This is a genomic window from Phaeovulum sp. (genome assembly GCF_047638075.1).
Taxonomy (GTDB): Bacteria; Pseudomonadota; Alphaproteobacteria; order Rhodobacterales; family Rhodobacteraceae; genus UBA6197.
Genome location: NZ_JBLJBV010000029.1, coordinates 1 through 21,698 on the forward strand (window position 1 = coordinate 1; position 21,698 = coordinate 21,698).

The 21,698-nt window shown below is 61.1% G+C and carries 21 protein-coding genes and 1 tRNA gene; 11 read left to right on the forward strand and 11 right to left on the reverse strand.

The features are described from left to right. Nucleotides 1–14: 14 nt before the first annotated feature. Together ACM62R_RS04245 and ACM62R_RS04250 are read left to right on the forward strand one after the other, a co-directional pair. Nucleotides 15–491 (forward strand): fasciclin domain-containing protein, encoded by a 477-nt coding sequence (locus tag ACM62R_RS04245; protein ID WP_415182817.1) that lies wholly within the window; start codon nt 15–17, stop codon nt 489–491. Between the two features lie 64 nt (nt 492–555). Next, nucleotides 556–1,050, forward strand: a complete 495-nt coding sequence (locus ACM62R_RS04250) for a fasciclin domain-containing protein (protein WP_415182892.1) — start codon at nt 556–558, stop codon at nt 1,048–1,050. Nucleotides 1,051–1,185: 135 nt separating this feature from the next. Here ACM62R_RS04250 and clpB read toward each other — a convergent pair whose 3' ends face one another. Then, on the reverse strand, nt 1,186–3,801 hold the full coding sequence (gene clpB, locus ACM62R_RS04255) for an ATP-dependent chaperone ClpB (protein ID WP_415182818.1): 2,616 nt from the start codon (nt 3,799–3,801) through the stop codon (nt 1,186–1,188). A gap of 292 nt (nt 3,802–4,093) precedes the next feature. On the opposite strand from clpB, the gene pyrF reads away from it, so the two are divergent. Beyond that, nucleotides 4,094–4,816, forward strand: coding sequence for an orotidine-5'-phosphate decarboxylase (gene pyrF / locus ACM62R_RS04260; protein WP_415182819.1), 723 nt, complete (start codon nt 4,094–4,096; stop codon nt 4,814–4,816). 36 nt (nt 4,817–4,852) lie between these two features. On the opposite strand, the gene ACM62R_RS04265 is transcribed toward pyrF, so the two are convergent. Both ACM62R_RS04265 and ACM62R_RS04270 read right to left on the reverse strand, forming a co-directional pair. Beyond that, nucleotides 4,853–5,128, reverse strand: a complete 276-nt coding sequence (locus tag ACM62R_RS04265) for an NfeD family protein (protein WP_415182820.1) — start codon at nt 5,126–5,128, stop codon at nt 4,853–4,855. Continuing rightward, the gene (locus ACM62R_RS04270) at nt 5,125–6,006 is read right to left on the reverse strand and encodes an SPFH domain-containing protein (protein WP_415182821.1); all 882 of its coding nucleotides are present in this window, start codon (nt 6,004–6,006) and stop codon (nt 5,125–5,127) included. The genes ACM62R_RS04265 and ACM62R_RS04270 overlap by 4 nt, the downstream gene beginning before the upstream one ends. A gap of 117 nt (nt 6,007–6,123) precedes the next feature. Here ACM62R_RS04270 and ACM62R_RS04275 point away from each other — a divergent pair, with 117 nt between their 5' ends. Beyond that, nucleotides 6,124–7,392, forward strand: a complete 1,269-nt coding sequence (locus ACM62R_RS04275; protein WP_415182822.1) for a DNA polymerase IV — start codon at nt 6,124–6,126, stop codon at nt 7,390–7,392. 9 nt (nt 7,393–7,401) lie between these two features. On the opposite strand, the gene ACM62R_RS04280 is transcribed toward ACM62R_RS04275, so the two are convergent. Next, entirely contained in the window at nt 7,402–8,262 is an 861-nt protein-coding gene (locus ACM62R_RS04280) for an N-formylglutamate amidohydrolase (RefSeq protein ID WP_415182893.1), read from the reverse strand. Between the two features lie 158 nt (nt 8,263–8,420). Between ACM62R_RS04280 and ACM62R_RS04285 the strand changes: the two genes are divergently transcribed. Next, nucleotides 8,421–8,495 (forward strand) — tRNA-Val (locus tag ACM62R_RS04285). A 67-nt stretch (nt 8,496–8,562) separates the two neighbouring features. Next, nucleotides 8,563–8,688: a type B 50S ribosomal protein L36 gene (ykgO, locus tag ACM62R_RS04290; protein ID WP_096433353.1), complete on the forward strand. Its 126-nt coding sequence runs from the start codon at nt 8,563–8,565 to the stop codon at nt 8,686–8,688. Nucleotides 8,689–9,178: 490 nt separating this feature from the next. Here the strand turns inward: ykgO and ACM62R_RS04295 are convergent, their stop codons facing one another. The 4 genes from ACM62R_RS04295 to ACM62R_RS04310 all read right to left on the reverse strand — a co-directional run bounded on the left by ACM62R_RS04295 (nt 9,179) and on the right by ACM62R_RS04310 (nt 13,137). Beyond that, a complete protein-coding gene (locus ACM62R_RS04295; protein ID WP_415182894.1) occupies nt 9,179–10,201 on the reverse strand; it encodes an aspartate-semialdehyde dehydrogenase in 1,023 nt (340 codons plus the stop codon). A gap of 69 nt (nt 10,202–10,270) precedes the next feature. Next, nucleotides 10,271–10,888, reverse strand: a complete 618-nt coding sequence (locus ACM62R_RS04300) for a glycosyltransferase family 29 protein (protein ID WP_415182823.1) — start codon at nt 10,886–10,888, stop codon at nt 10,271–10,273. Beyond that, entirely contained in the window at nt 10,885–11,937 is a 1,053-nt protein-coding gene (locus ACM62R_RS04305; RefSeq protein ID WP_415182824.1) for a glycosyltransferase family 4 protein, read from the reverse strand. Before ACM62R_RS04305 ends, ACM62R_RS04300 begins: the two co-directional genes overlap by 4 nt. A gap of 9 nt (nt 11,938–11,946) precedes the next feature. Continuing rightward, nucleotides 11,947–13,137, reverse strand: a complete 1,191-nt coding sequence (locus ACM62R_RS04310) for an MFS transporter (RefSeq protein WP_415182825.1) — start codon at nt 13,135–13,137, stop codon at nt 11,947–11,949. A 335-nt stretch (nt 13,138–13,472) separates the two neighbouring features. Between ACM62R_RS04310 and ACM62R_RS04315 the strand changes: the two genes are divergently transcribed. Continuing rightward, complete coding sequence (locus tag ACM62R_RS04315; RefSeq protein WP_415182826.1) at nt 13,473–14,672, forward strand: MFS transporter; 1,200 nt, start codon at nt 13,473–13,475, stop codon at nt 14,670–14,672. A 78-nt stretch (nt 14,673–14,750) separates the two neighbouring features. On the opposite strand, the gene ACM62R_RS04320 is transcribed toward ACM62R_RS04315, so the two are convergent. Beyond that, nucleotides 14,751–15,599 carry a flagellar motor protein MotB gene (locus ACM62R_RS04320; RefSeq protein WP_415182827.1) on the reverse strand — a complete coding sequence of 283 codons (849 nt, stop codon included), beginning with the start codon at nt 15,597–15,599 and terminating at the stop codon, nt 14,751–14,753. A gap of 130 nt (nt 15,600–15,729) precedes the next feature. Between ACM62R_RS04320 and ACM62R_RS04325 the strand changes: the two genes are divergently transcribed. The 4 genes from ACM62R_RS04325 to ACM62R_RS04340 are packed head-to-tail and all read left to right on the forward strand — an operon-like array spanning nt 15,730 to nt 19,584. Beyond that, nucleotides 15,730–16,365, forward strand: coding sequence for a paraquat-inducible protein A (locus ACM62R_RS04325; RefSeq protein WP_415182828.1), 636 nt, complete (start codon nt 15,730–15,732; stop codon nt 16,363–16,365). After that, complete coding sequence (locus tag ACM62R_RS04330; protein ID WP_415182895.1) at nt 16,338–16,988, forward strand: paraquat-inducible protein A; 651 nt, start codon at nt 16,338–16,340, stop codon at nt 16,986–16,988. The genes ACM62R_RS04325 and ACM62R_RS04330 overlap by 28 nt, the downstream gene beginning before the upstream one ends. 1 nt (nt 16,989) lies before the next feature. Then, entirely contained in the window at nt 16,990–19,011 is a 2,022-nt protein-coding gene (locus tag ACM62R_RS04335; protein ID WP_415182829.1) for an intermembrane transport protein PqiB, read from the forward strand. 9 nt (nt 19,012–19,020) lie between these two features. Continuing rightward, nucleotides 19,021–19,584, forward strand: a complete 564-nt coding sequence (locus ACM62R_RS04340; RefSeq protein ID WP_415182830.1) for a membrane integrity-associated transporter subunit PqiC — start codon at nt 19,021–19,023, stop codon at nt 19,582–19,584. Nucleotides 19,585–19,590: 6 nt separating this feature from the next. Here ACM62R_RS04340 and ACM62R_RS04345 read toward each other — a convergent pair whose 3' ends face one another. Continuing rightward, nucleotides 19,591–20,118 carry a flavin reductase family protein gene (locus ACM62R_RS04345; RefSeq protein WP_415182831.1) on the reverse strand — a complete coding sequence of 176 codons (528 nt, stop codon included), beginning with the start codon at nt 20,116–20,118 and terminating at the stop codon, nt 19,591–19,593. A 166-nt stretch (nt 20,119–20,284) separates the two neighbouring features. After that, entirely contained in the window at nt 20,285–21,631 is a 1,347-nt protein-coding gene (locus tag ACM62R_RS04350) for a TldD/PmbA family protein (protein ID WP_415182832.1), read from the reverse strand. Between the last annotated feature and the right edge of the window lie 67 nt (nt 21,632–21,698).

Sequence of the window (21,698 nt, forward strand, 5' to 3'; positions counted from 1 at the left end):
CAAGGGAGATAAAAATGATCCGCAGAACATTTCTTGCCCTCAGCACCGCCATGGCCCTCAGCCTGCCGGCCCATGCTGCCGATATGGACATCGTGGATACAGCGATTGCCGCGGGTGACTTCACTACGCTGGTTGCAGCCGTTCAGGCCGCAGGTCTGGTCGATACGCTGAAAGGTGACGGCCCGTTTACCGTCTTTGCCCCCACCGACGCTGCCTTTGCCGCCCTTCCGGCAGGCACGGTCGATGATTTGCTGAAACCAGAAAACAAGGACAAGTTGACGGCGATCCTCACTTACCACGTTGTGCCCGGCAAAGTGATGTCCACTGACCTGAGTAACAACATGATGGCCAAAACGGCTCAGGGCAGTGAGGTGACAATTACCACAGACGGTGGCGCAAAAGTGGACGGCGCCAATATCACCGCCGCCGACATCGAGGCAACAAACGGCGTGATCCACGTGATCGACGCGGTTATTCTGCCCAAAATGTAAGCCCCTCTTATGGCGCCCGGCCAGGCCGCGCGCCATTTTTCACCCCCTTTCAAGGATGGACCTGATGCTCACGCGCAATCTGAAAATGACACTCATGGGCAGCAGCCTCGCGATCAGCCTGGCTGCCTGCGCCCCGATGCCTGCGGCGCAGCCCGACATCGTCGACATTGCCTCTTCAAACCCGCAATTTTCAACGCTCGTCGCGGCCGTGTCCGCTGCCGGGTTGGTTGATACGCTGAAAAGCCCGGGGCCGTTCACGGTATTTGCCCCCACCAATGACGCCTTCGCGGCATTACCAGCAGGCACCGTCGACAGTCTGCTCAAGCCTGAGAACAAGGATAAACTGACCAAGATCCTAACCTACCACGTCGTCCCAGGCGCAGTGACAGCGGATCAACTGGCGGGCAAACGCATGGATGTGGCCACTGTTGAGGGCCAGACCGTGCACCTGGATGGCCGCAACGGCGTAAAGGTAAACCGCGCCAACGTTACAACGGCCGACATCAGCGCCAGCAACGGTGTCATTCACATCATCGACCGCGTGCTTTTGCCAAAGTAAATCTTCCGGGCTTTTCTTTGGGAAAATACTCCCGCCGGAGGCTCCTATCCAAAAACAGGTGCCTCCGGCGGGAGTATTTCTCCCAAAGAAACGCGAACATCAAAAAGGGGGGCATTAAAGCCCCCCACCTCTCGCTCAGTGCAGCGCGACACCTTCGGGCGTTGACCTGTCAGATCTTGAAACGTGCTCTCCAACCTTCAAGCCATCATCACTGGCCGAAACGGTAACCGTATCGCCGTCCATGACGGTACCGGCCAAAATCATCTCGGCAAGTGGATCTTGCAGATGGCGCTGGATTACCCGTTTCAGCGGGCGGGCGCCAAACACCGGGTCATAGCCTTCATCCGCCAGCCATTTACGGGCAGCATCATTCAACTCAAGCGTAATTTTGCGCCCGGCCAGCCGGTTTTGCAACCGCCGCATCTGAATGGTCACGATACCGTCCATGTCAGAGCGGGTCAGCCGGTCGAAGATGATGGTTTCATCCAGACGGTTCAGGAACTCGGGGCGAAAATGGGCCCGCACCGCTTCCATCACCTCGGCCTGCGCGGCAGAGCTATCAGAGCCCTCGGGCAACCGGCTTAGCGCCTGTGACCCAAGGTTTGACGTCAACACGATCAGCGTCTGCTTGAAGTCTACCGTGCGGCCCTGCCCATCGGTCAGCACCCCGTCATCCAGCACCTGCAACAGCACGTTGAATACATCGGGGTGCGCCTTTTCGACCTCATCGAACAGAACCACCTGATAGGGGCGGCGGCGCACGGCCTCGGTCAAGACACCGCCTTCATCATAGCCCACATAGCCCGGCGGCGCGCCGATCAGCCTGGCAACGGCGTGTTTTTCCATGAATTCACTCATGTCGATGCGCACCATCGCACTATCATCGTCAAAGAGATATTCTGCCACCGCCTTGGTCAACTCGGTTTTACCCACACCCGTGGGGCCCAGAAACAGGAAGCTGCCCAAGGGCCGCCCCTCGTCGTTCAGGCCCGCGCGCGCCCGGCGCACCGCATTGGAAACGGCTGTCACCGCCCGCCGCTGGCCGATCACGCGTTTGCCCAGCTCTTCTTCCATCTTCAGCAGTTTTTCGCGTTCGCCTTCCAGCATTTTCGAGGTCGGAATCCCGGTCCAGCGTTCGACCACCTCGGCAATCTGTTCGGGTCGGACCGCCTCTTCCACCATCAGCCCATCTTCGCGCGTCTCGGCCTCGGCCAACTGCTTTTCAAGCCCCGGTATCACGCCGTAAGACAGCTCGCCCGCCTTCGCCAGATTGCCCTCGCGCTTGGCATGCTCCAGTTCGGCCCGCGCCCGGTCGAGTTGTTCTTTCAACCCGCGCGAGGTTTCCAGCGTGTCACGCTCCGCCTGCCATTTTGCGGTCATCTCATTGCTGCGGTCCTGAAGATCCGCCAGTTCCTTTTCCAACCGCTCCAGCCGATCGCGGCTGGCGGCATCGTCTTCTTTCTTCAGCGCCTCAGCCTCGATCTGCAACTGCAGGATCGAACGGTCGAGCGCATCCAGTTCCTCGGGTTTGCTATCCAGTTCCATGCGCAGCCTTGACGCCGCCTCATCGACAAGGTCGATGGCCTTGTCGGGCAGGAAACGGTCGGTGATATACCGGTGCGACAGCGTCGCCGCCGCGACCAAGGCACTGTCCGAGACCCGCACCCCGTGGTGCAGCTCGTACTTCTCCTTGATCCCGCGCAGGATGCTGATCGTGTCTTCGACAGTTGGTTCTGTCACCATCACCGGTTGGAAACGCCGCGCAAGGGCTGCGTCCTTTTCCACATATTTGCGATATTCATCCAGCGTGGTCGCGCCGACACAATGCAGCTCGCCGCGCGCCAATGCCGGCTTGATCAGGTTCGCGGCATCCATCGCGCCATCGGCCTTGCCGGCCCCAACCAGCGTGTGCATCTCGTCGATAAAGACGATGATTTCGCCTGCCGCTGCCTCGATCTCTTTCAGAACCGCTTTCAGGCGTTCCTCGAATTCGCCGCGGTACTTTGCCCCGGCGATCAGCGCGCCCATATCCAGCGCCATCAGCTTCTTGTTGCGCAGCGATTCCGGCACATCGCCATTGATGATGCGCAGGGCGAGGCCCTCGGCAATCGCGGTCTTGCCTACGCCCGGTTCGCCGATCAGCACCGGGTTGTTCTTCGTGCGGCGGCTTAGCACCTGCATCGTCCGGCGAATCTCATCATCGCGGCCAATGATCGGGTCGATCTTGCCCTCTTCGGCGGCCTCGGTCAGGTCGCGCGCGTATTTCTTCAGCGCGTCATAGCCGTCTTCGGCGCTGGCGCTGTCGGCGGTGCGGCCCTTGCGGATATCGTTGATTGCAGAGTTCAGCTTTTGCGCGGTCACGGCGCCAGCGTCCAGCGCGTCCTTGGCCTTGGTGTTGACCATCGCCAGCGCCATCAGCACCCGTTCCACCGGAACAAAGGAATCCCCCGCCTTCTTGGCCAGCTTTTCAGCCTCGTCCAATACCCGGACCAGGTTTTGCTCGACATAGACCTGCCCGTCACCGCCGGACACTTTCGGCAGTTTCGACACCGCTTGATTTACCGCGTCAATCACGCGTTCGGGGGCACCCCCGGCACGACTGATCAGATTGGCCGACAGGCCCTGATCATCATCCATCAATGCTTTCAAAAGATGCTCGGGCACCACACGCTGGTGGCCTTCGCGCATCGCAATGGTCTGGGCAGACTGCAAAAATCCGCGCGACCGCTCGGTGAACTTTTCCATGTTCATCGGCATTCCCTTTCGTCAAAGCCCCCGGCATGCAACTGCCCATTGTGGCACAGCCCGTCCGGGTCTTGGTAAGAAAATGAGGGCGCCGAATAGATGGTTCAAGGGGTTGCACCCCGGTGCGACAGAAAATCACGGCGCGGGCAGCGGCGCGCAACCACTTGTCAACGTCATCGCACAACCGTTTCGGCCCCAACCGGATGGGCCGCGCCGCAAAACCGGCGGGCGTTATTGAAACCTTGACGGGCAGGGCATGGCACCCCATGACGGACCAACCCAGACCCCGGAGGCCCAAATGACCGCTGATACCCCATCCCTGCCCCTGCGCGATGACCGCCTGATCGTCGCCCTTGACGTTCCGAATGCGCTTGAGGGGCTGGCGCTGGCCGAAAGGCTGGGCGATGCCGTATCCTTTTACAAGATCGGGCTGGGCATGTTGACCGGTGGCGGCCTTGCGCTGGCCAATGAGCTAAAATCAGAACACGGCAAGCGCATCTTTCTGGATATGAAGCTGTTCGACATCGGCGCCACGATCGAGGCTGCGGTGCGCGGCCTTGCGCAGTTCGATCTGGATTTTCTGACCGTCCACGGCGACCCGCATGTGGTGCGCGCCGCAAAAGAAGGCGCCGCCGGCAAAGACCTGAAAATCCTCGCCGTCACCATCCTGACCTCGCTGGACCGCAGCGATCTGGACGGTGCGCTGATCCGCCCCGGCGATATTGCCGGTCTGGTCGTCGAACGCGCCGCCCGCGCGTTTGAGGCCGGGGCCGATGGCGTCATTGCCAGCCCGCAAGAGGCCGCTGCAATCCGCACTCTGCCGCAGGCGGTGGGCCGGCTGATCGTCACCCCCGGCGTGCGCCCCGCGGGCGCCGATCTGGGCGATCAAAAGCGGGTTGAAACCCCTGCCATGGCCATCGCCCACGGGGCCGACCATATCGTCGTTGGCCGCCCGATCTGGCGCGCACCCGATCCCCGCGCCGCCGCACAGGCCATTCTGGCAGAATTGGCCACGGCCTAAGACCCGCCTTTCCGGGGCGCGCCGAAAATGCGCGCCCTAGTTATCGTTGATATCGCGGTCCCAGAGCTTCACCTGCCCCGGTCGCACCCCGACAACCCGGCGCAAGATCGCCCAGGCCAACAGCCCCCCCAACGCCGCCACCAGCAGCATCAAAGGCAGCGATCCGCCTAAAACCCCCAGCCAGATCAGCACCCCCACCAGCGCAATGCCTATGGCGGTGCCCAGCAATACAAACCCCGGTATCAGCATCTCGGCCGCGCCCAGCACCACGCCCGCCGCGATCCATATCCAGGCTTCCTGCCACCACATCATGCCTTCCCCTTCAGCAGTGAAAACGCATCGCCAAACGCCTCAAGCGCGGCGGTGGGTAGCAAAATCGTCTGTTTCCCCGCCCCCGACCCTACCTGCGCCAGCGCCTCGACCTGCTTCAGCGCTACCTGATACTGTGCCGCCTCCAGCCCGTTTTCCTTGATCGCCACCGCGACAACCTGCGTCGCATAAGCCTCGGCATCGGCCGAGATCCGGCGCGCCTTGGCCATCTGTTCAGCGGCGTAAAGCTCGGCGTCGGCGGCCAGCTCAACCGCCCGGCGCTTGCCCTCGGCCTCGGTCACCTGCGCGCGCCGCGCACGTTCGGCGTTCAACTGTTGCAGCATCGCCTGCCGGGTGGCGTCATCCAGATTGACGTCCAGAATCTCGGCCCGCGTCACCTCGATCCCCCAGTCGTCAACCATCGCGGCCACCTGTTCGCGGATCTTGCCGGTCAGCTCGGTGCGGTTCGACTGAACCTGATCCAGTTCCATCTTGCCAATCTCGGATCGCACGATCCCCGCCACTGTGGTGGCAATCGCGGCATCCACATCGCGGATCCGGTAGACCGTCTTTTCCGGCTCGATGATGCGGTAAAACACGCTGGTTTCCACCTTTACCAACACGTTGTCGGTGGTAATCGCGTCCTGCTGGGCCGTGGGCAACTGCCGTTCAAGCACCGAAATGCGGTGCGCGACGCTATCCAGAAACGGCACAATGAAGTTGATCCCCGGCCCCAGAACCGCGCGCAGACGGCCAAACCGTTCAACCACATGCTTTTCTGATTGCGGCACGATCCGAACCCCTAACCACGCCGTAAGAAACAGGAATATGGCGACCGCCAGCAGCACTCCGTTTACCCCGATAAATTCCTGCACACTCATCATAATTCCTCACTGCCCAACGGTTGAAATCCCGCCGCAACCATGGCCTGATCACGCCCCCGGTTCAAGCCAATCCGCTATCCAATCGCATCTGTGGTCTGCTATAAAGGGCGCATCATGCCAACGCCCACCCCGCACGCACTTTGCCGCGATTGCCTGACGCGAATTACCCCGGCCAGCCGCTGCCCCGCCTGCGGCAGCCCGCGCGTGATTGCGCACCCGGAACTCTTTTCGCTGGCCATCGCCCATATTGATTGCGACGCCTTCTATGCGTCGGTCGAAAAGCGCGACAACCCTGCCCTTGCCGCCCGCCCGGTTATCGTTGGCGGCGGCACGCGCGGCGTGGTTTCCACCTGCTGTTATATAGCGCGTATTTCGGGCGTGCGCTCCGCGATGCCGATGTTTCAGGCGTTAAAGCTCTGCCCGGATGCGGTGGTGATCCATCCACGCATGTCACATTATGCCAAGGTGTCGCACGCGATCCGCGCGATGATGGCGCGCCTTACCCCCTTGATCGAACCCTTGTCGCTGGACGAGGCGTTTCTGGATCTGACCGGAACCGAGCGCCTGCACCACGCCCCCCCGGCCCTTTTGATGGCCCGCCTTGCCCGCCAGATTGAAACAGAACTGGGGGTCACAGCCTCGGTCGGGCTGTCGCACAACAAATTCCTCGCCAAGATCGCGTCCGATCTGGATAAGCCGCGCGGCTTTTCGGTCATCGGGCGCGCCGATACAGAAGAATTTCTGCGTGACAAACCCGTGCGCATCCTCTGGGGCGTCGGGGCGGCTACGCAAACCGCGCTGGCCGCCGCTGGCATCCGCACACTGGCCGATATTCGCCGCGCTGACCGTGCGGGCCTGATCCGCCGTTTTGGCACCTCGGGCGAACGGATCTGGCAACTTGCCCACGGTCAGGATCAGCGCCGCGTCACCGCCGATGCGCCGGCAAAATCCATCTCGAACGAAACCACCTTCACCACCGACATTGCAGACCGCGCAGCGCTGGAACGCCAGCTTTGGCCGCTATGCGAACAGGTCTCCAGACGGATGAAGGCCGCCGGATTGGTCGGGCGCACCGCCATGCTTAAACTGCGCCGCGCCGATTTCACCGCCCTTAGCCGCCGCAGCGCGCTGCATGACCCAACACAATTGGCCGATACGCTGTTTCGCGCCGCCACCGCGCTACTGGCCGCTGTGGTCGAGCCCGGCCCCTTTCGGCTGATCGGAATCGGCCTATCAGACCTGACCGCCGCCACTACCGATGATCCGCCAGGGGATCTGCTGGACCCGACCGCCCCCGCGCGCGCGCGCGCCGAACGCGCGGCTGACGCGATCCGCGCCCGTTTTGGACCCGACGCAATCAAAAAGGGCCGCAGTTTGCCCTGATACGCGACCCTACTCTGCCGCCAATGCCCCTGCGGCCCCGTTCATCATGCAAATCCGGCCGATGATTCGGCCCATCATTGCGGCAAAGGCGTCAAAATCGACACTGGGGCGCACCGTCCGCTCGTTCATATAAAGCGCCCGGTCGATCTCTACCTGAATGGCGTGGCGGTTATGTGACGGGCGGCCATAGGTCTGCGTGATATAGGCCCCGGCGAAAGGGGCGTTGCGGCTGACGCGCAACCCCTCGGCGGCAAAAGCCGCCTCCACCGCCGCCATCACCTCTTTGCCAGCCGCGGCGCCATAGCGGTCGCCCAACACGATCTCGGGGCGTTTCGGCCCCATCGCCTCCAAGGCCTCATGCGGCATCGAATGCACATCAATCAGAATCGATTGCCCAAACTCTGCCTGCGCGGCCCCCAGCAGGCGCGCCAAAGCGGCGTGATAGGGCCGCCAGACGGATTCAATCCGCGCCTCGGCCTCGGCGCGGCTGATCTTGCCCGAATAGATCAAACGGCCCGCAGCCACCACACGGGGTATCACCCCCAACCCGGCACTGATGCGCGGATTAAGGTGTTGCGGGCGAATCCCCTCGATCAGGGCTGGGTCCAACTCGTCAGCGCCGCGATTGAGGTCAAGCCAGGCACGCGGCGCCAGGGCCGCAATCATCGGGGCGCCATACTCCGGCGCTGATTCCAACAGCTGATCCACAAAGGCATCTTCCGACGACCGCACCTGCCGCTCATCCAGCACCGTGCGACGCAGAAAATCTGCCGGATAGTTGCGCCCGGAATGCGGCGACGCAAAAACCACGCCGCTCAAGGGCTTGCGCGGCAACCTAAGCTGGAACGGAGCAGCCCCGAAAGGCGACATGGCCATTTGCCCTCCCTTAATCCCACCAACTATACAGCAAATCGATTCTGCACCAAAAGCCCTTGAAAGCTCTGACGACTCCTTTTATAGACCCCCCAGACCGACGCGGTTCCGCCCGCGTCCTATTTGTTTGGGGCAGGTGGAATCATTCGGGTTGTGGGCGGTTAGCTCAGCGGTAGAGCACTACGTTGACATCGTAGTGGCCACTGGTTCGATCCCAGTACCGCCCACCATTTTCACCGCCCCCTCGGGGGCCCAAAGGTTTCATGGCGCGACGGCGCCGCGAATAGGAGAAGACCAATGAAGGTCCGTAACTCGCTCCGCTCGCTCAAGCAGCGTCATCGCGATTGCCAGATCGTACGCCGCAAGGGCCGCGTCTATGTGATCAACAAGACGCAAAGGCGCTTCAAAGCTCGTCAGGGCTGATTGCGCTTCAGGGCAAAAGATAAGGGCCGCCACGGGAAACCCAGGCCCCTTATCAGAAATGTGGATGATTGCGCGTCGCTTTGGCGGCGCGCTTCTTCATTCAGGCAGCAGACAAATTACAATCTTGAAGCCGCCCCTTGGCGCGCCCCGGTTTCATTACCGGCGTGCGCCTCGTCTGGCGTGCCCTTATTCGATTCTGCTGAGGCCATTGGTTTTCGATGACCCTTGTTGGCATCCGAAGCCTCCAAGGGAAACGCGGCCCTCGTGTTTGGCCATCTCACCCGGCGTCAGGTCGAGGCGATATACCGGTTTGACGGTATTCCTGAACTCATAAAATAGCCGTCAAACCCCAAGGATAGCGCGCCGCGTCAGCCCTGTGTGTCATTGGAGTCATATTCACAAGGGCTTCAGCTGGCCTATATGTGGCCAACTGAAGTATCTTACCCATCTCTATGAGGGAACCTTGCGCGAGCGTATAAGCCGCGTTTGCTCAGCCCTTTTTCAGGCAGCGGTTACCCAGCGTTTCGGCAATCTGCACGGCGTTCAGCGCAGCCCCCTTGCGCAGGTTGTCCGACACGCACCACAGATTGATTCCGTTATCAATGGTGCTGTCTTGACGGATGCGGCTGATGAATGTCGCGTAATCGCCCACACATTCGACCGGGGTGACGTAACCGCCTGCTTCGCGTTTGTCGATCACCATCACCCCCGGCGCTTCGCGCAGGATGTCGCGGGCCTCGGCCTCGTCCAGATGATCCTCAAACTCGATGTTCAGGGCTTCGGAATGGCCGACAAAGACCGGCACGCGCACACAAGTGGCCGTAACCTTGATCGACTTATCCAGAATCTTCTTGGTTTCCGCGACCATCTTCCATTCTTCCTTGGTCGAGCCATCTTCCAGGAAAACGTCGATATGCGGGATCACATTGAACGCGATCTGCTTGGTGAATTTCTTGGCCGCAACCTCCTGACCCGGCACATACATGCCCTTGGTCTGGTCCCACAGCTCGTCAATGCCTTCCTTGCCCGCGCCCGACACCGACTGATAGGTCGAGACAACCACCCGTTTGATCCGCGCGCGGTCGTGCAAAGGCTTCAACGCCACGACCATTTGCGCGGTCGAACAGTTCGGGTTGGCGATGATCATTTTCTTTTTATACTGCTCGACCGCCTCGGGGTTGACCTCAGGCACGACCAGCGGAACATCCGGGTCATAACGGTAAAGCGACGAATTATCGATAACCACGCACCCTTGGCGGGCCGCGATAGGGGCGTATTGCTTGGTCGCTTCGGATCCGATCGCAAACAGCGCGATATCCCAGCCGGTAAAGTCAAAGCCCTCAATATCCTTGGTCTTCAGGGTCTTGTCGCCAAAGCTGACCTCAGTGCCCAGCGACCGACGCGAGGCGAGGACGGTGATTTCATCCACCGGGAACTGGCGTTCAGCCAGGATATTCAGCATTTCGCGGCCCACGTTGCCCGTGGCACCAGCGATAACGACCTTGTAGCCCATCAGGACCTCCATTCAAACAGAACGATGCCCCTTAGCGGAAAGGGGCACAAAGGGGAAGTGAGTCGCGTCTTATTCTGCGCGGGTGATGCGCGAATCCCGCGCCATCAGGGCGGCGACAAAGGCCGCTTCGGCGGCAAAGTTATGCGGCACCTGTGCCGCCGTGCGCCTGCCCGATAACGACAGCGACGCAAAGAAGTCGAACCCGTAAAGCGTCAGCCCCATCAGCGACGCGCGTGACAGCAGCGCAATCAGCATCAGGCCGGTTGTCGGTGGCGCGTCAAACTGGTCGCGCAGTGCGGTGTAATCGTGCAAAGGGTGCAGGTAAAAGCCGGGGCTGGTGGCGATAGCGTGGCTTAGCCGTTTGCGTTTTGGTGACATCCACAAAACGCGGCTTGGCCGAAGGCGGGTGTAATCTGTGCGGGGCAGGCTGGTGGCCAGGGCCAGCCAATCGGTGCGGGTGCCATGCGAGGTGGCAGCAGGCATCGGCGCGCGGTTGATCCGGATCACGATGTCAGCGGCGTCAATCTGCGCGCCGTGGCGCGCATCGCCCAAGGCGCGGGCATTGCCGACCAACGCCACCCGCTTGCCCGCCAGATCACCCAGCAGCGCCGACTGCGGCACCGAAAGCGCCTCTAGCCGCGCCTCTTGCCGAAGAGTCCGGGCCAGTAAAAACCCTAGCGGACTCATGCCACCGGGCCCAGCAGGCTGCGGTAAAGACGGATCAATGCAGCCGCCTCATCCTCGATCCGAAAGCCGCTTGTCACACGGGCACGGGCAGCAGCCCCGGCGTTGGCGGCATACACCGGGTCATCAAGGTAGGGGGCGGCGGCTGCGGCAAGGGCGGGCACATCACCGGCGGGCACCAGGGCACCGGTTTCACCCTCGGCCACCAGTTCCTCAAACGCGCCGACGCGGGTGGCAACCACCGGCACGGCGCAGGCCATCGCCTCAAGCGGGGTCAGGCCGAACCCCTCCCACCGCTGCGGCGCGACGTATAGATCCAGCACGCGGTACCAATCGGCCATCTGGTCCACGGTAACTTCGGGTAAAAACAGGATCCGCTCACTTAGGCCTGCGGCGGCCACCTTGGCCTTCAACTCTTCCAGAAACTCGGTATGTCCCTCGGTCGCGCGCCCCATCACCAGCGCCGTTACCTGTGGGCGCGACGGTAGCGCCAGCAGCATCGCATCAACAAAGGCGTCGGTGCCTTTTTGCGCCCGTATCCGGCCATAGCACCCGACCAGGGTTGTATCCGGCAGACCAAGCCCCGCACGCAACGCCGCGCGGTTGGCCGGTGGGCAAAACGTTTCCGTATCAATACCGTGCAAGATCACCGTGGGCGGCTGGTCCAGATAGGCCGCCGTCTTGCGCGAGGTGGCGACCACCGCATCCATCCGCGAAATCAGCCATTTCGTATAGCCCGAATGTTGCCGTTGCGAAGCCGAGGTAAACACCAGCTTCAGCCGCCGCCGGAACACGCCCCGCAGCACAAGGCCCAACAGCATCTCGACGTTGCGGCGCGCGTGCCAGATCCGCCAGCGGTCACGCGGCAAGAACGGCAAGCGCCACAACGAAATATGCGGCAGGCTGGCCGGAAGGCCCGATCCGGTTGCGGCAATGCCGATCTGGCGCGCCTGCACCGGCACCAGCCGCGCCACCGTAGCGGTAACGCCCGACAGGCGGCGTTTGAGGTTGGGCGCAATAACGTCGATCTGGGAAACAGGCATCTGAGGCATGGGCCGGGTTTACCTGAAATGGGCCGCGCCGTCGCGCGAAAAAACGTAAAACCCAAGCCCGATCAGCAACGGCACAAGAAAGAACATGAACAGCGTTGCGAATGCATCTGATGCATTGCCCATGGCGATTGCATGCTCATAAACCGGCCGCGACGCAAACTGCAAAATCGCCACCCCTCCGATGGAGAACATATTCAATAGCGATACCCCGCGTCCAACTGAATGGTTGGGGAAAAAGGTGCGCCCATGCGCCATCACCGCCGGGTAGCTGGCCCCGAACAACCCGACCCCGGCCATCAGCAGGGTAATCTGTAAGATCCCCGCGCCGGGCGCCGCCCATAGTACCGCCAAAACCACCGCAAGAATAAGGTTGCCGCCGATAACCGCGCGCTTATGGCTGCCCAGTAGACGGTCAGTCGGGCCGTAAATGAAGTTGCCGGCCACCATGGCCACCCCCATTGCCAACGCAACCCGGCCAATCAATATCGTATCGGCACCGTGGACCTCGGCCAGGAAAGGGCCAACCCATAGCCCGCGCAACCCCGCAACCACGCTGTAGTTGACAAGCGTAAGTGGCAAGATCACCCAAAGCCCGGGTATCCGCAGCAAACCCCAGAACGAGCCACGGTTGGCGTCGCTGCGTTCGATCCGCTCGGGGTCTTGGGTGAACCGCAATATGGCCGCCGCCACCAGCGCCGTCACCACAGCCAAGGCCCACAATGTTTCGCGCCAGCCCACCGTTTCGATCATCCAGGCCAAGGGCGCTGCGCCGGCAAGGTTGCCCAGACTGCCAGCCCCCATCACTGCCCCGGCCGCTGTGCCAAAGACTGCCGGCGAAAAGCTGCGCGCAAAGATATAGTAGGCACCCATCAGGACCGGCGCACAACCAACCCCGATCAACACCATCCCCAGATGCACCGCCAAAGGCCCGCCCGCCAGCGCAAAAACCACAGCGCCCCCCGCACCGCCGACGCCTAACAAAACCCCCACTGTAAGGCGCGGTCCAATCCGGTCCAGGGCAATTCCCACCGGAATCTGCATCGCGGCAAATGAGATATACCAAAGCCCCAGCGATACCGCCAAATCGCCCGGCGTCGCACCGATTTCCACACCCAAAACCGGCGCCAGCACTGCTAGACATGCACGGTAAAATTGGCTCAAAACATAGCCGGCGACCAGAAAGGCAATGGATACGCGCATAAAGGTCTCCAGATTTGCGTGCCAAGCTGCGGCAGAAGCCCCGTCTACGCAAGCCAAGAAAGCCCGGACGCGAAATTTTGGTCAACCTGCAGCGGTTACGCTTTGGTGAAAGAACAATGGATCAGGATATGGGCAAAAGATCTATCGTCGCCCGCACAACCTTGATGCATGGTTTGGCACCTTTTGCCACAACCACCCCCCGAGACGCCGCATCATCGGGCCCAACGGCGGTGTCTTTGGCTATAAGCAAAAACTGACATCTATGCCCCTTGCGATTAACCTGACGGTATGAGCAATTGGCCGCATCGTCCCCCCAAAAGCCGAAGCCGATTGACATGAGAATTGCGACCCGCTCTGGAACCCACCTGACCGTATTGGCGGTTTTGGGCATGACACATCTGCTGAACGATATGATGCAATCGCTGATCCCGGCGGCCTATCCAATCCTGAAAGAGACCTATGCACTGGATTTTGTGCAGATTGGCATGATCACAATGACATTCCAGATCGCAGGCGCGATGCTGCAACCGGTGATCGGGATGGCGACGGATCGATACCCCGCCCCCTATTCGCCGGTTGTCGGGATGATGTTCACGCTTTCCGGACTGGTCAGCCTCGCCTTTGCCCATAGCTACGCGATAATCCTGGTTTCGGTAACATTGATCGGTATTGGCTCTTCGATCTTTCACCCAGAGGCCACGCGGATGGCGCGTTATGCCGCCGGCGGCCGTCAGGGGCTTGCGCAAGGTATTTTCCAGGTGGGCGGCCAGGCCGGTGGCGCATTGGGGCCGGTTTTTGCCGCGCTGATCGTCGTGCCATGGGGCCAGCCAAGCCTTGCGTGGTTCGCAGTCACTGCGCTTTTGGCTATGATGCTGTTGACGTGGATCGGCAGCAAGCAACGCCAGATGAGTGCTGATTTCGTGGCGATGCGGGCGCGTGGCAAGAAGTCTACCCAAGGGCCTCGGCACGCACCTTTGACCATCGGCACCGGGCTTGTTGTTCTTACCTTCCTGATGTTCGCCAAGAATGCCTATGGAGAGAGCTTTAGGTCATTCTATACATTCTACCTGATGGAACGGTTCGGGCTTTCCATTCCCTCTTCGCAGATAATGCTGTTTATTTTCCTGCTGGCCGCGGCGGTCGGTGTGTTGATCGGCGGAATTGCGGGTGATCGGATAGGTCGGTACCGGATCATCTGGATCTCGGTATTGGGGCCGCTGCCTTTGACGCTGATCTTACCCTATGCCGATTTGTTCTGGACGGGTGTGCTGACGGTCATGATCAATCTGATAATGGCCAGCGCCTTTGCCTCGATCCTGATCTACGCGATGGATCTGCTGCCCAACCGGATCGGGCTGATCGGTGGGCTGTTTTACGGATTGAACTTTGGACTTGGTGGCATTGCGGCGGCGTTTCTGGGTGTGTTGGCGGAAAGTTATGGCGTCGATACGGTTTATCGGATCTGTTCCTTCTTACCACTTGCGGGTTTGTTGGCATGGTTCCTGCCCCGCATTGACGAGAGTGCGGAAACCTGAGCCAACCGCATGACGGGTTATCAGGGCAAGAAAACGGGCAGGCTATTGCCCCCCTGCCCCGGCCAACCCGATCATAGCCTATTGATCCGAGCGTAACAAAATCAGCTCCATTCGGTTGTTTCGTGCCGCCATCGGGTTTTTCACCATCAATTTGCGGTCAGCAAACCCCGTTACGCGTTGGGTCCGCGTTCGTGGCAAACCACTTTCCTCCAACACGATGCGCAGCGCTTGTGCCCGTTTGGTTGACAGATCCCAAACCGGATTTTCCTTCAACATCTCGGGGTAGGCGCGGACATGCCCGTTCAGCGCAACTCCGTTTTCAACCCGACCGAAAACACGCGTCAGCATCGCCGCGACCTCTTTGGTGATTGCCGTAGGCTGGGCCGTGTCGCCTACAAACAGGGGTTCATCCTCCAGATCGAAGAATTCGATGATCAGGCCCTCATCGGTCACGCGGGTCACAATATGGCGTGCAGTCTGCGGGCTGACCATCGAGTCGCCACTTCGCGCCGTCAGTTCCTGCTCAAGCGCACTTGCAACCTGTTCAAGCTTGGCGGTTTCGGTGTCTTTGGCGTCTTTCGCGGATTGTTTTCCCTTGGCTTGGCGCTGATGTGAAGGTTGCTGGGCCGTTGCCCCTTTTCCCATTTGCGCCATCTGGTCTTCTGCAAACACCGAATCCCCACCAAAGGCCCCATCACCGCCACCCGAAATTCGGTTTATCGGAATTGTCGGGCTGAAATAGTCTGCAATCCCTTTTCGTTGTTTTTCCGTTGTTGCATTCAGCAGCCACATCAACATGAAGAAGGCCATCATGGCCGTCACAAAGTCAGCATAGGCCACTTTCCACGCCCCACCGTGGTGCCCATCGCTTTTCACGACCTTCTTCCGTTTGATAATGACTGACGCCGCGTTGTTACGCGTTGCCATCCCGCCACCTCTTTCACTTCACCCGCGAAAAGACCTATCACCGTGGCATTAACGCCCGCTTAAACCCTAAAATCCTGCATATTTCCTCGTCTGCCTTGCGCTACGGCCCTTGCGCGTTATGTTTCGCCCGATGTTGGACACGCGCACCCTTGTTTTGGTTCGGGATCAGTTGATCGCATGCCCGCAATGCGATGCGCTGCACCTGACCGAAGACCTGGCCGATACCGAGCGTGCCAGCTGCGCCCGCTGCGGTACGTTGCTGATTGCGCCACGGGCCCGGTCATTTCTTCATGTTGTTGCGCTGGCATTTACGGCAATGATCCTGATGGTCGGGGCGGTCTTTTTTCCGTTCCTGAAAATCTCGGCGCAGGGGTTGTCGCATGATAGCTCGGTCTTTGGGGCGGCGCTGGCGTTTTCAGATGGGTTGATGGCGCCCCTATCGCTTGCGGTGCTGCTGATGATCGTGGCGTTACCGGTTTTGCGCTTTACGGCGCTGATCTATACGCTGTGGCCGTTGGCCAACGGCCGCGCGCCCTGGCCGCATGCCGCCACTGCCTTTCGTCTGGCCGAGGCAACGCAGCCCTGGTCGATGGCCGAGATTTTCGTGATCGGGACAGCGGTGGCGCTGGTCAAGGTAGCGGGGCTGGCTACTGTCAGCCTTGGCCCCGCATTCTGGGCGTTTTGCGTGCTGATCATCGTTGTGGCACTGAAAAACTCTTTCATGAGCAAATGGACCATATGGAACGCCATCAGTCAGACCCGTTAAAGGCACCCATCCTGACAGCGCGGGATGCGGGGCTGGTGGGCTGCCGCGGATGTGGGCGGGTGTGGCCATTGGAAACGCGCGTTTGCGGACGCTGCGGCGCGCGGCTGGTGCCGGTCGATCCGCGTGGGTTGCAGGCGGTTTGGGCCTGGCTGATCGCCGGCATGATCTTTTACATTCCAGCCAATTTTTATCCGATGCTGTTGACCAACACCCTTACGGGCCATTTGGAAAATACCATTCTTGGCGGCGTGATCGAACTGGTGGCACATCACAACTACGGTGTGGCCGCCATTGTCTTTGGCGCCTCGATCGTGGTGCCGGTCGGCAAATTCATTGCCATCGCCTATCTGGCGCTGGCCGTCGGAAATGAGCGGCGTGCAGGTGGGCAGCTACATTTGCATCTTTATGAGGTGGTGGAATTTATTGGCCGTTGGTCGATGATCGACGTTTTCGTTGTGGCGATCCTGTCGGCGTTGGTGCAACTGGGTTTTGTCGCCTCGGTCAATCCGGGGCCGGCGGCGGCATCGTTCGCGCTGTCGGTGGCCTTTACCATGCTTTCGGCACAAAGTTTTGACCCGCGGCTTATTTGGCGCGGCCCTTCTGATTCAACAGGTAACGCGTAACATGTCCCAAGACCCGACCCCTGCCGCCCTGATCAAGACACAGGCGCCCAGTCCGATCTGGACCCGCCTTTCGGTGATCTGGCTGGTGCCGCTGCTGGCGCTGGCAATTACACTGGGGGTCGCATGGAAAAGCTATTCCGAACGGGGCATCCTGATCGAGATCGACTTTGCCGATGCCACTGGCATCCGCCCCGGTGAAAGCGTCCTTAAGTTCCGCGAGGTCGAGGTGGGCCGCGTGGAAACCGTGGGCTTTACCAGTGACCTGAAATCGGTGCGCATCGGTGTGCGTGTGCAAAAAGACGTGGCACCGTTCATCGACAGTGACGCAAAGTTCTGGCTGGTCCGCCCCGAAGTTTCGGCGCAGGGCATTTCGCGGCTGGATACTGTTTTGTCGGGCACCTTTATCGAAGGGTATTGGGATGCTGAGCCATCAACGCCACAAACTCGCTTTACCGGGCAGGACCGCGCGCCGCTTGCCCCTGATCCCACATCGGGCACCTGGGTCACGCTACATGCGGATGACGCAGGCGGTCTGGCAGAAGGCGCGCCCGTCATCTTTCGCGGTTTGACGGTTGGCCGGCTGCAAAATCTGCGGCTATCTGAAACCGACGAAGGCGTTACCGTCGACGCGTTCATCAAGGCACCCCATGACAAACGCCTTAGCAGTCGCACCCGGTTTTGGGATACGTCAGGCTTTTCGCTGTCACTGGGGGCCGGCGGCGTCAAACTTGATGTGCGCTCGTTGGCGTCTCTGGTGCAGGGCGGGATTGAGTTTGCAACCTTTTCTTCGGGCGGGCAACCGATCATGCAGGGAGACAGCTTCAGGCTCTATTCCGGCGAAACCGAGGCGCAAAGTTCCATTTTTGACGGCAGCTCCGATACTGCCGTGCGCTTTACGATCCTGTTCGACGAAGCCGTGCGCGGTATTGAGCGCGGCACAAAGGTGCTGTTTCGCGGTGTTGAGGCGGGTGAGGTCAAGGATCTGTCGGTCAAGGTGTCGCAAGACAGCTTTGGTGATCGTATCGTGCGCCAACAGATCGTTATCGCCATCAACCCCGAACGCCTTGGCATGACCCCTGACGCAGACCCCGACATAGTCGCAGGCTTTTTAGAAGGTGAGGTCGAGCGCGGTCTACGCGCGCGTCTGGCCGGCACCGGGCTTTTGGGCACCACCCTCGTGGTTGAGTTGACCGATATTCCGGATATGGCGCCCGGTAAAATGGATATGGCGGGCGATCCGTTCCCGATTTTGCCGGTTGCACCTGCGGCCGCAAATGACCTTGCCGCCTCGGCAGAAGGGGTACTCAGCCGCGTCAGCGCGTTGCCGATCGAAGAACTGTTTGCGGCAACCATTCGGATGATGGATTCCATCTCTGTTGTGGCGGAAAGCGATGATACCCGCGCCGTTCCGGGCGAACTGTCGATCCTGCTGGAGGAGCTTGGCAACCTGACCAAGGCGCTGAACGATCAAGGCGCCGCCGACAAGACGATTGCAGCCCTTGATCAGGTGATGAGCGCGGCTGAACAGCTTTACGCTTCGGTCGAAGGCTTGCCGGAAACGCTGGTCGAGCTGCAAAAGCTGGCTGCAAATGCCGCGCTGATACCCCTTGAAGATATTGGCAATCAGGTTGACGGGATTTTGTCTGATCTGCGCACGATGCTCGGGTCTGATGACGCTGAAAAGCTGCCGCGCGCGCTGTCGGATACCCTTACCGAGGCTGCCGGCCTTTTGGCCGAGCTTCGCGCCGGGGGGGCGGCCGACAACCTGAATGCGGCGCTTGGATCGGCGCAGACGGCGGCGGACGCGCTGGCGGGCGCCAGTGCCGATCTGCCCGCGCTGACCGAACGGCTTGAGGGTTTGATTGCCCGCGCCGACGGCCTGATCGCCTCTTATGGGGACCGCTCTCCATTCAACGCCGAAATGCTGAATACCATGCGCGAATTGCGCCGCGCCACTGCCGCCTTTGGTGCCTTGGCGCGCACCATTGAACGCAACCCGCGTGCCTTTATTCTGGGCCGATAGGAGAGTGCCATGACTATGACCCGTTTTGCCCTTGTGGCGCTGACCCTTGTGGCTGCCTGCTCGAACCCGGAAAAGACCGGGCGCTACATGATCGACCCGCCGGCAACGGAAAAGCAGCTACCTGACATGCTGGGGTTGACCGAGCTGCGCGAAGTATCCTTGCCGCAATACGCCTCGGGGCAGGAAATTGCCTACCAGACCGAAGATGGCGCGCTGCGGTCGCGGCCCGATCAGATCTGGGCAGACGATCCCGCCCGCGCAATCACACAGGCATTGGCACGGCAGATTTCCTCAGTGTCAGGCGCAACCGTGGTGGCCGAGCCTTGGCCCTTGGCCGCCGAACCGCAACGACGGCTGGAGGTGCGGGTTGAGCAGATGCTGGCGCACGCCGATGGTGTCATGCGCCTAAGCGGGCAGTATTTCGTGTCGCCTGCGGGTTATGGGGCGGGGCGTGATGTGGTGCGCCGCTTTGATCTGTCGATCCCGATCGAGGGAACCGGCCCCGCCGCCATTGCCGCCGCCCAATCGCGCGCGATCAAACGTCTGGCAGAGCAGATCGCGCGGCTGGGCTGACATTTGTTAGGCCAAGGGCGTGAACCGCCCGTATTGGCCATGGGCAAACACCAAAGCCTCGTCCTCGGCATCGGTAGTGAAACGGGTCACGCGGCCAATGATGATCGTGTGATCGCCGCCTTGGTGGCGTGCTTCGGTCAGGCATTCAAACCGCGCCAGCGTGCCGGACAACAAGGGCACGCCCTGATCGTTCAGCACATAGGAAAGCCCGTCAAACCCGGTGCCCCGCTTGGCAAAGCGGGCGGCAAGCTCTGCCTGATCTGCCGCCAGAACGTGAATGGCAAAGGCCGGTGCCCCCGAAAAATGCGCGTGCCGAAGCGAAGATCGCGCCGCTGACCACAGCACCAGGGCCGGGTCCAGCGATACCGAGGCAAAGCTGTTGACGGTAATTCCCACCGGGCCACCGCCGCCGGTTTCGCGCGCCGTAACAACCGTTACGCCGGTCGCAAAGCGGCTAAGCGCATCGCGGTAGGCACGCGGATTTTTCGGGTCGGGAATGTGTTCGACCGGTGTGGCCGTCTTGCCATGGTGCATATTGATCCTGCCTTTTCTAGCCCCAGACTTAATTCACGCGCGCAGGCTGGCAAGGGTCGGCGCGCGAGTTATAAGATATCGGGCATGTTCGCCTTGCACAGACCCACAATCAGATATTCAATCGAAACCCTGCGCGGCCTTTGTGGGCATGTGAATAGGCTGCGGGTTATTTTCCGGCAAGGGTCAGCCCCTCAACCAAGAGACTTGGCACCCGGTGGGAAAGATGCGCCCGCGCGTCATTGGCGGGGGTCAGGCGCATCAGCATATCGCGCAGATTGCCCGCGACAGTGCATTCATTGACCGGATAGGCGATTTCACCACCCTCAACCCAGAACCCCGACGCCCCGCGCGAATAATCACCCGTGGTCGCGTTGATCGACGAGCCAATCATCGAGGTGATCAACAACCCCGTACCCATGTCACGGATCAGGTCATTGCGGCTGATGGTGCCCGGCGTAAGGGTTACGTTACCCGCCCCCGGTGACGGTGGCGATGACGTGCCGCGCCCTGCCGAGGCGGTTGAGGCCATCCCCAGCTTGCGCCCCGTAGCCAGATCCAGCGTCCAGCCGGTTAGCACACCGTTTTCAACGATCATACGGGGATGGGTCGCCAGACCCTCGGCGTCAAACGGGCGTGACCCTGATATGCGCGGGCGGTGCGGGTCTTCGTGCAGCGACAGCGCGGTGGGCAAAACGGGCTGGCCCAACGCGCCCAGCAGCCAGCTTGCCCCGCGCGAAATGGCGGTGCCGTTAATCGCCGCCAACAGGTGGCCGATCAGCCCGGCGGCAATGCGTTCGTCATAGACGACGGGATAGGCGCCGGTTGGGGGTTTGCGGGCGCCAATGCGTTCGCCGGCGCGTTGCCCTGCCAATGTGCCGATGCCCGCGGCCTCGGGCAGATCAGCCTGAAAGGTGCGCGATTCAGCCGCCCAGTCACGCTCCATCCCCAGTCCCTCACCGGCGATGGCGACCGCCGAGGTGGACCGGGACGACCGCGCATACCCCCCCACAAAACCGTTCGATGCAGCAATATGCACACTGCGCCGGCCATAGCTGGCCGAGGCGGATTGGACCTGCGAAATTCCACCCACGGCAAGGGCGGCCGCCTCGGCGGAGCGGGCGTCTTGTTCCAACGCAGCGGCTGGCGGCTCTTCGGTCGGATCGACCAGTTCCAGTGCTGCAATATCCCACGCGCGGGCCAGTTGAGCGGGGTCCGCGAGCCCGGCGAACGGGTCTTCGGGCGCCTCACGCGCCATGGCAACCGCGCGTTCCGCCATATCTGTAATCGTGCGCGTGGATATATCCGAGGCCGAGACGCAGGCTTGCCGCCCGCCAATCAGCACCCGCAAGCCAATCTCGACCCCTTCCGAGCGTTCGGCCTGTTCCAGCCGCCCTTCGCGTACGTCAATCGAAACGGATCGCCCCTCGACAGCCATGGCATCAGCAGCACTGGCCCCCGCATCAGCGGCAGCTTTCAAAAGCGAAGCGGTAAGCGTGGAAAGCCGGTCTTGCATAAAGGGCACCTGTGACAAATGAAATGGCAAGGCCGCCCAGGAAAATCCAGGCGGCCCCGGTTCGGTC

Excerpts from the sequence above, each read along its gene's own strand:
- ACM62R_RS04245 (WP_415182817.1), top strand. The coding sequence starts at position 15 with ATGATCCGCAGAACATTTCTTGCCCTCAGCACCGCCATGGCCCTCAGC.
- ACM62R_RS04250 (WP_415182892.1), top strand. The coding sequence starts at position 556 with ATGCTCACGCGCAATCTGAAAATGACACTCATGGGCAGCAGCCTCGCG.
- clpB (WP_415182818.1), bottom strand. The coding sequence starts at position 3,801 with ATGAACATGGAAAAGTTCACCGAGCGGTCGCGCGGATTTTTGCAGTCT.
- pyrF (WP_415182819.1), top strand. The coding sequence starts at position 4,094 with ATGACCGCTGATACCCCATCCCTGCCCCTGCGCGATGACCGCCTGATC.
- ACM62R_RS04265 (WP_415182820.1), bottom strand. The coding sequence starts at position 5,128 with ATGATGTGGTGGCAGGAAGCCTGGATATGGATCGCGGCGGGCGTGGTG.
- ACM62R_RS04270 (WP_415182821.1), bottom strand. The coding sequence starts at position 6,006 with ATGAGTGTGCAGGAATTTATCGGGGTAAACGGAGTGCTGCTGGCGGTC.
- ACM62R_RS04275 (WP_415182822.1), top strand. The coding sequence starts at position 6,124 with ATGCCAACGCCCACCCCGCACGCACTTTGCCGCGATTGCCTGACGCGA.
- ACM62R_RS04280 (WP_415182893.1), bottom strand. The coding sequence starts at position 8,262 with ATGTCGCCTTTCGGGGCTGCTCCGTTCCAGCTTAGGTTGCCGCGCAAG.
- ykgO (WP_096433353.1), top strand. The coding sequence starts at position 8,563 with ATGAAGGTCCGTAACTCGCTCCGCTCGCTCAAGCAGCGTCATCGCGAT.
- ACM62R_RS04295 (WP_415182894.1), bottom strand. The coding sequence starts at position 10,201 with ATGGGCTACAAGGTCGTTATCGCTGGTGCCACGGGCAACGTGGGCCGC.
- ACM62R_RS04300 (WP_415182823.1), bottom strand. The coding sequence starts at position 10,888 with ATGAGTCCGCTAGGGTTTTTACTGGCCCGGACTCTTCGGCAAGAGGCG.
- ACM62R_RS04305 (WP_415182824.1), bottom strand. The coding sequence starts at position 11,937 with ATGCCTCAGATGCCTGTTTCCCAGATCGACGTTATTGCGCCCAACCTC.
- ACM62R_RS04310 (WP_415182825.1), bottom strand. The coding sequence starts at position 13,137 with ATGCGCGTATCCATTGCCTTTCTGGTCGCCGGCTATGTTTTGAGCCAA.
- ACM62R_RS04315 (WP_415182826.1), top strand. The coding sequence starts at position 13,473 with ATGAGAATTGCGACCCGCTCTGGAACCCACCTGACCGTATTGGCGGTT.
- ACM62R_RS04320 (WP_415182827.1), bottom strand. The coding sequence starts at position 15,599 with ATGGCAACGCGTAACAACGCGGCGTCAGTCATTATCAAACGGAAGAAG.
- ACM62R_RS04325 (WP_415182828.1), top strand. The coding sequence starts at position 15,730 with ATGTTGGACACGCGCACCCTTGTTTTGGTTCGGGATCAGTTGATCGCA.
- ACM62R_RS04330 (WP_415182895.1), top strand. The coding sequence starts at position 16,338 with ATGGAACGCCATCAGTCAGACCCGTTAAAGGCACCCATCCTGACAGCG.
- ACM62R_RS04335 (WP_415182829.1), top strand. The coding sequence starts at position 16,990 with ATGTCCCAAGACCCGACCCCTGCCGCCCTGATCAAGACACAGGCGCCC.
- ACM62R_RS04340 (WP_415182830.1), top strand. The coding sequence starts at position 19,021 with ATGACTATGACCCGTTTTGCCCTTGTGGCGCTGACCCTTGTGGCTGCC.
- ACM62R_RS04345 (WP_415182831.1), bottom strand. The coding sequence starts at position 20,118 with ATGCACCATGGCAAGACGGCCACACCGGTCGAACACATTCCCGACCCG.
- ACM62R_RS04350 (WP_415182832.1), bottom strand. The coding sequence starts at position 21,631 with ATGCAAGACCGGCTTTCCACGCTTACCGCTTCGCTTTTGAAAGCTGCC.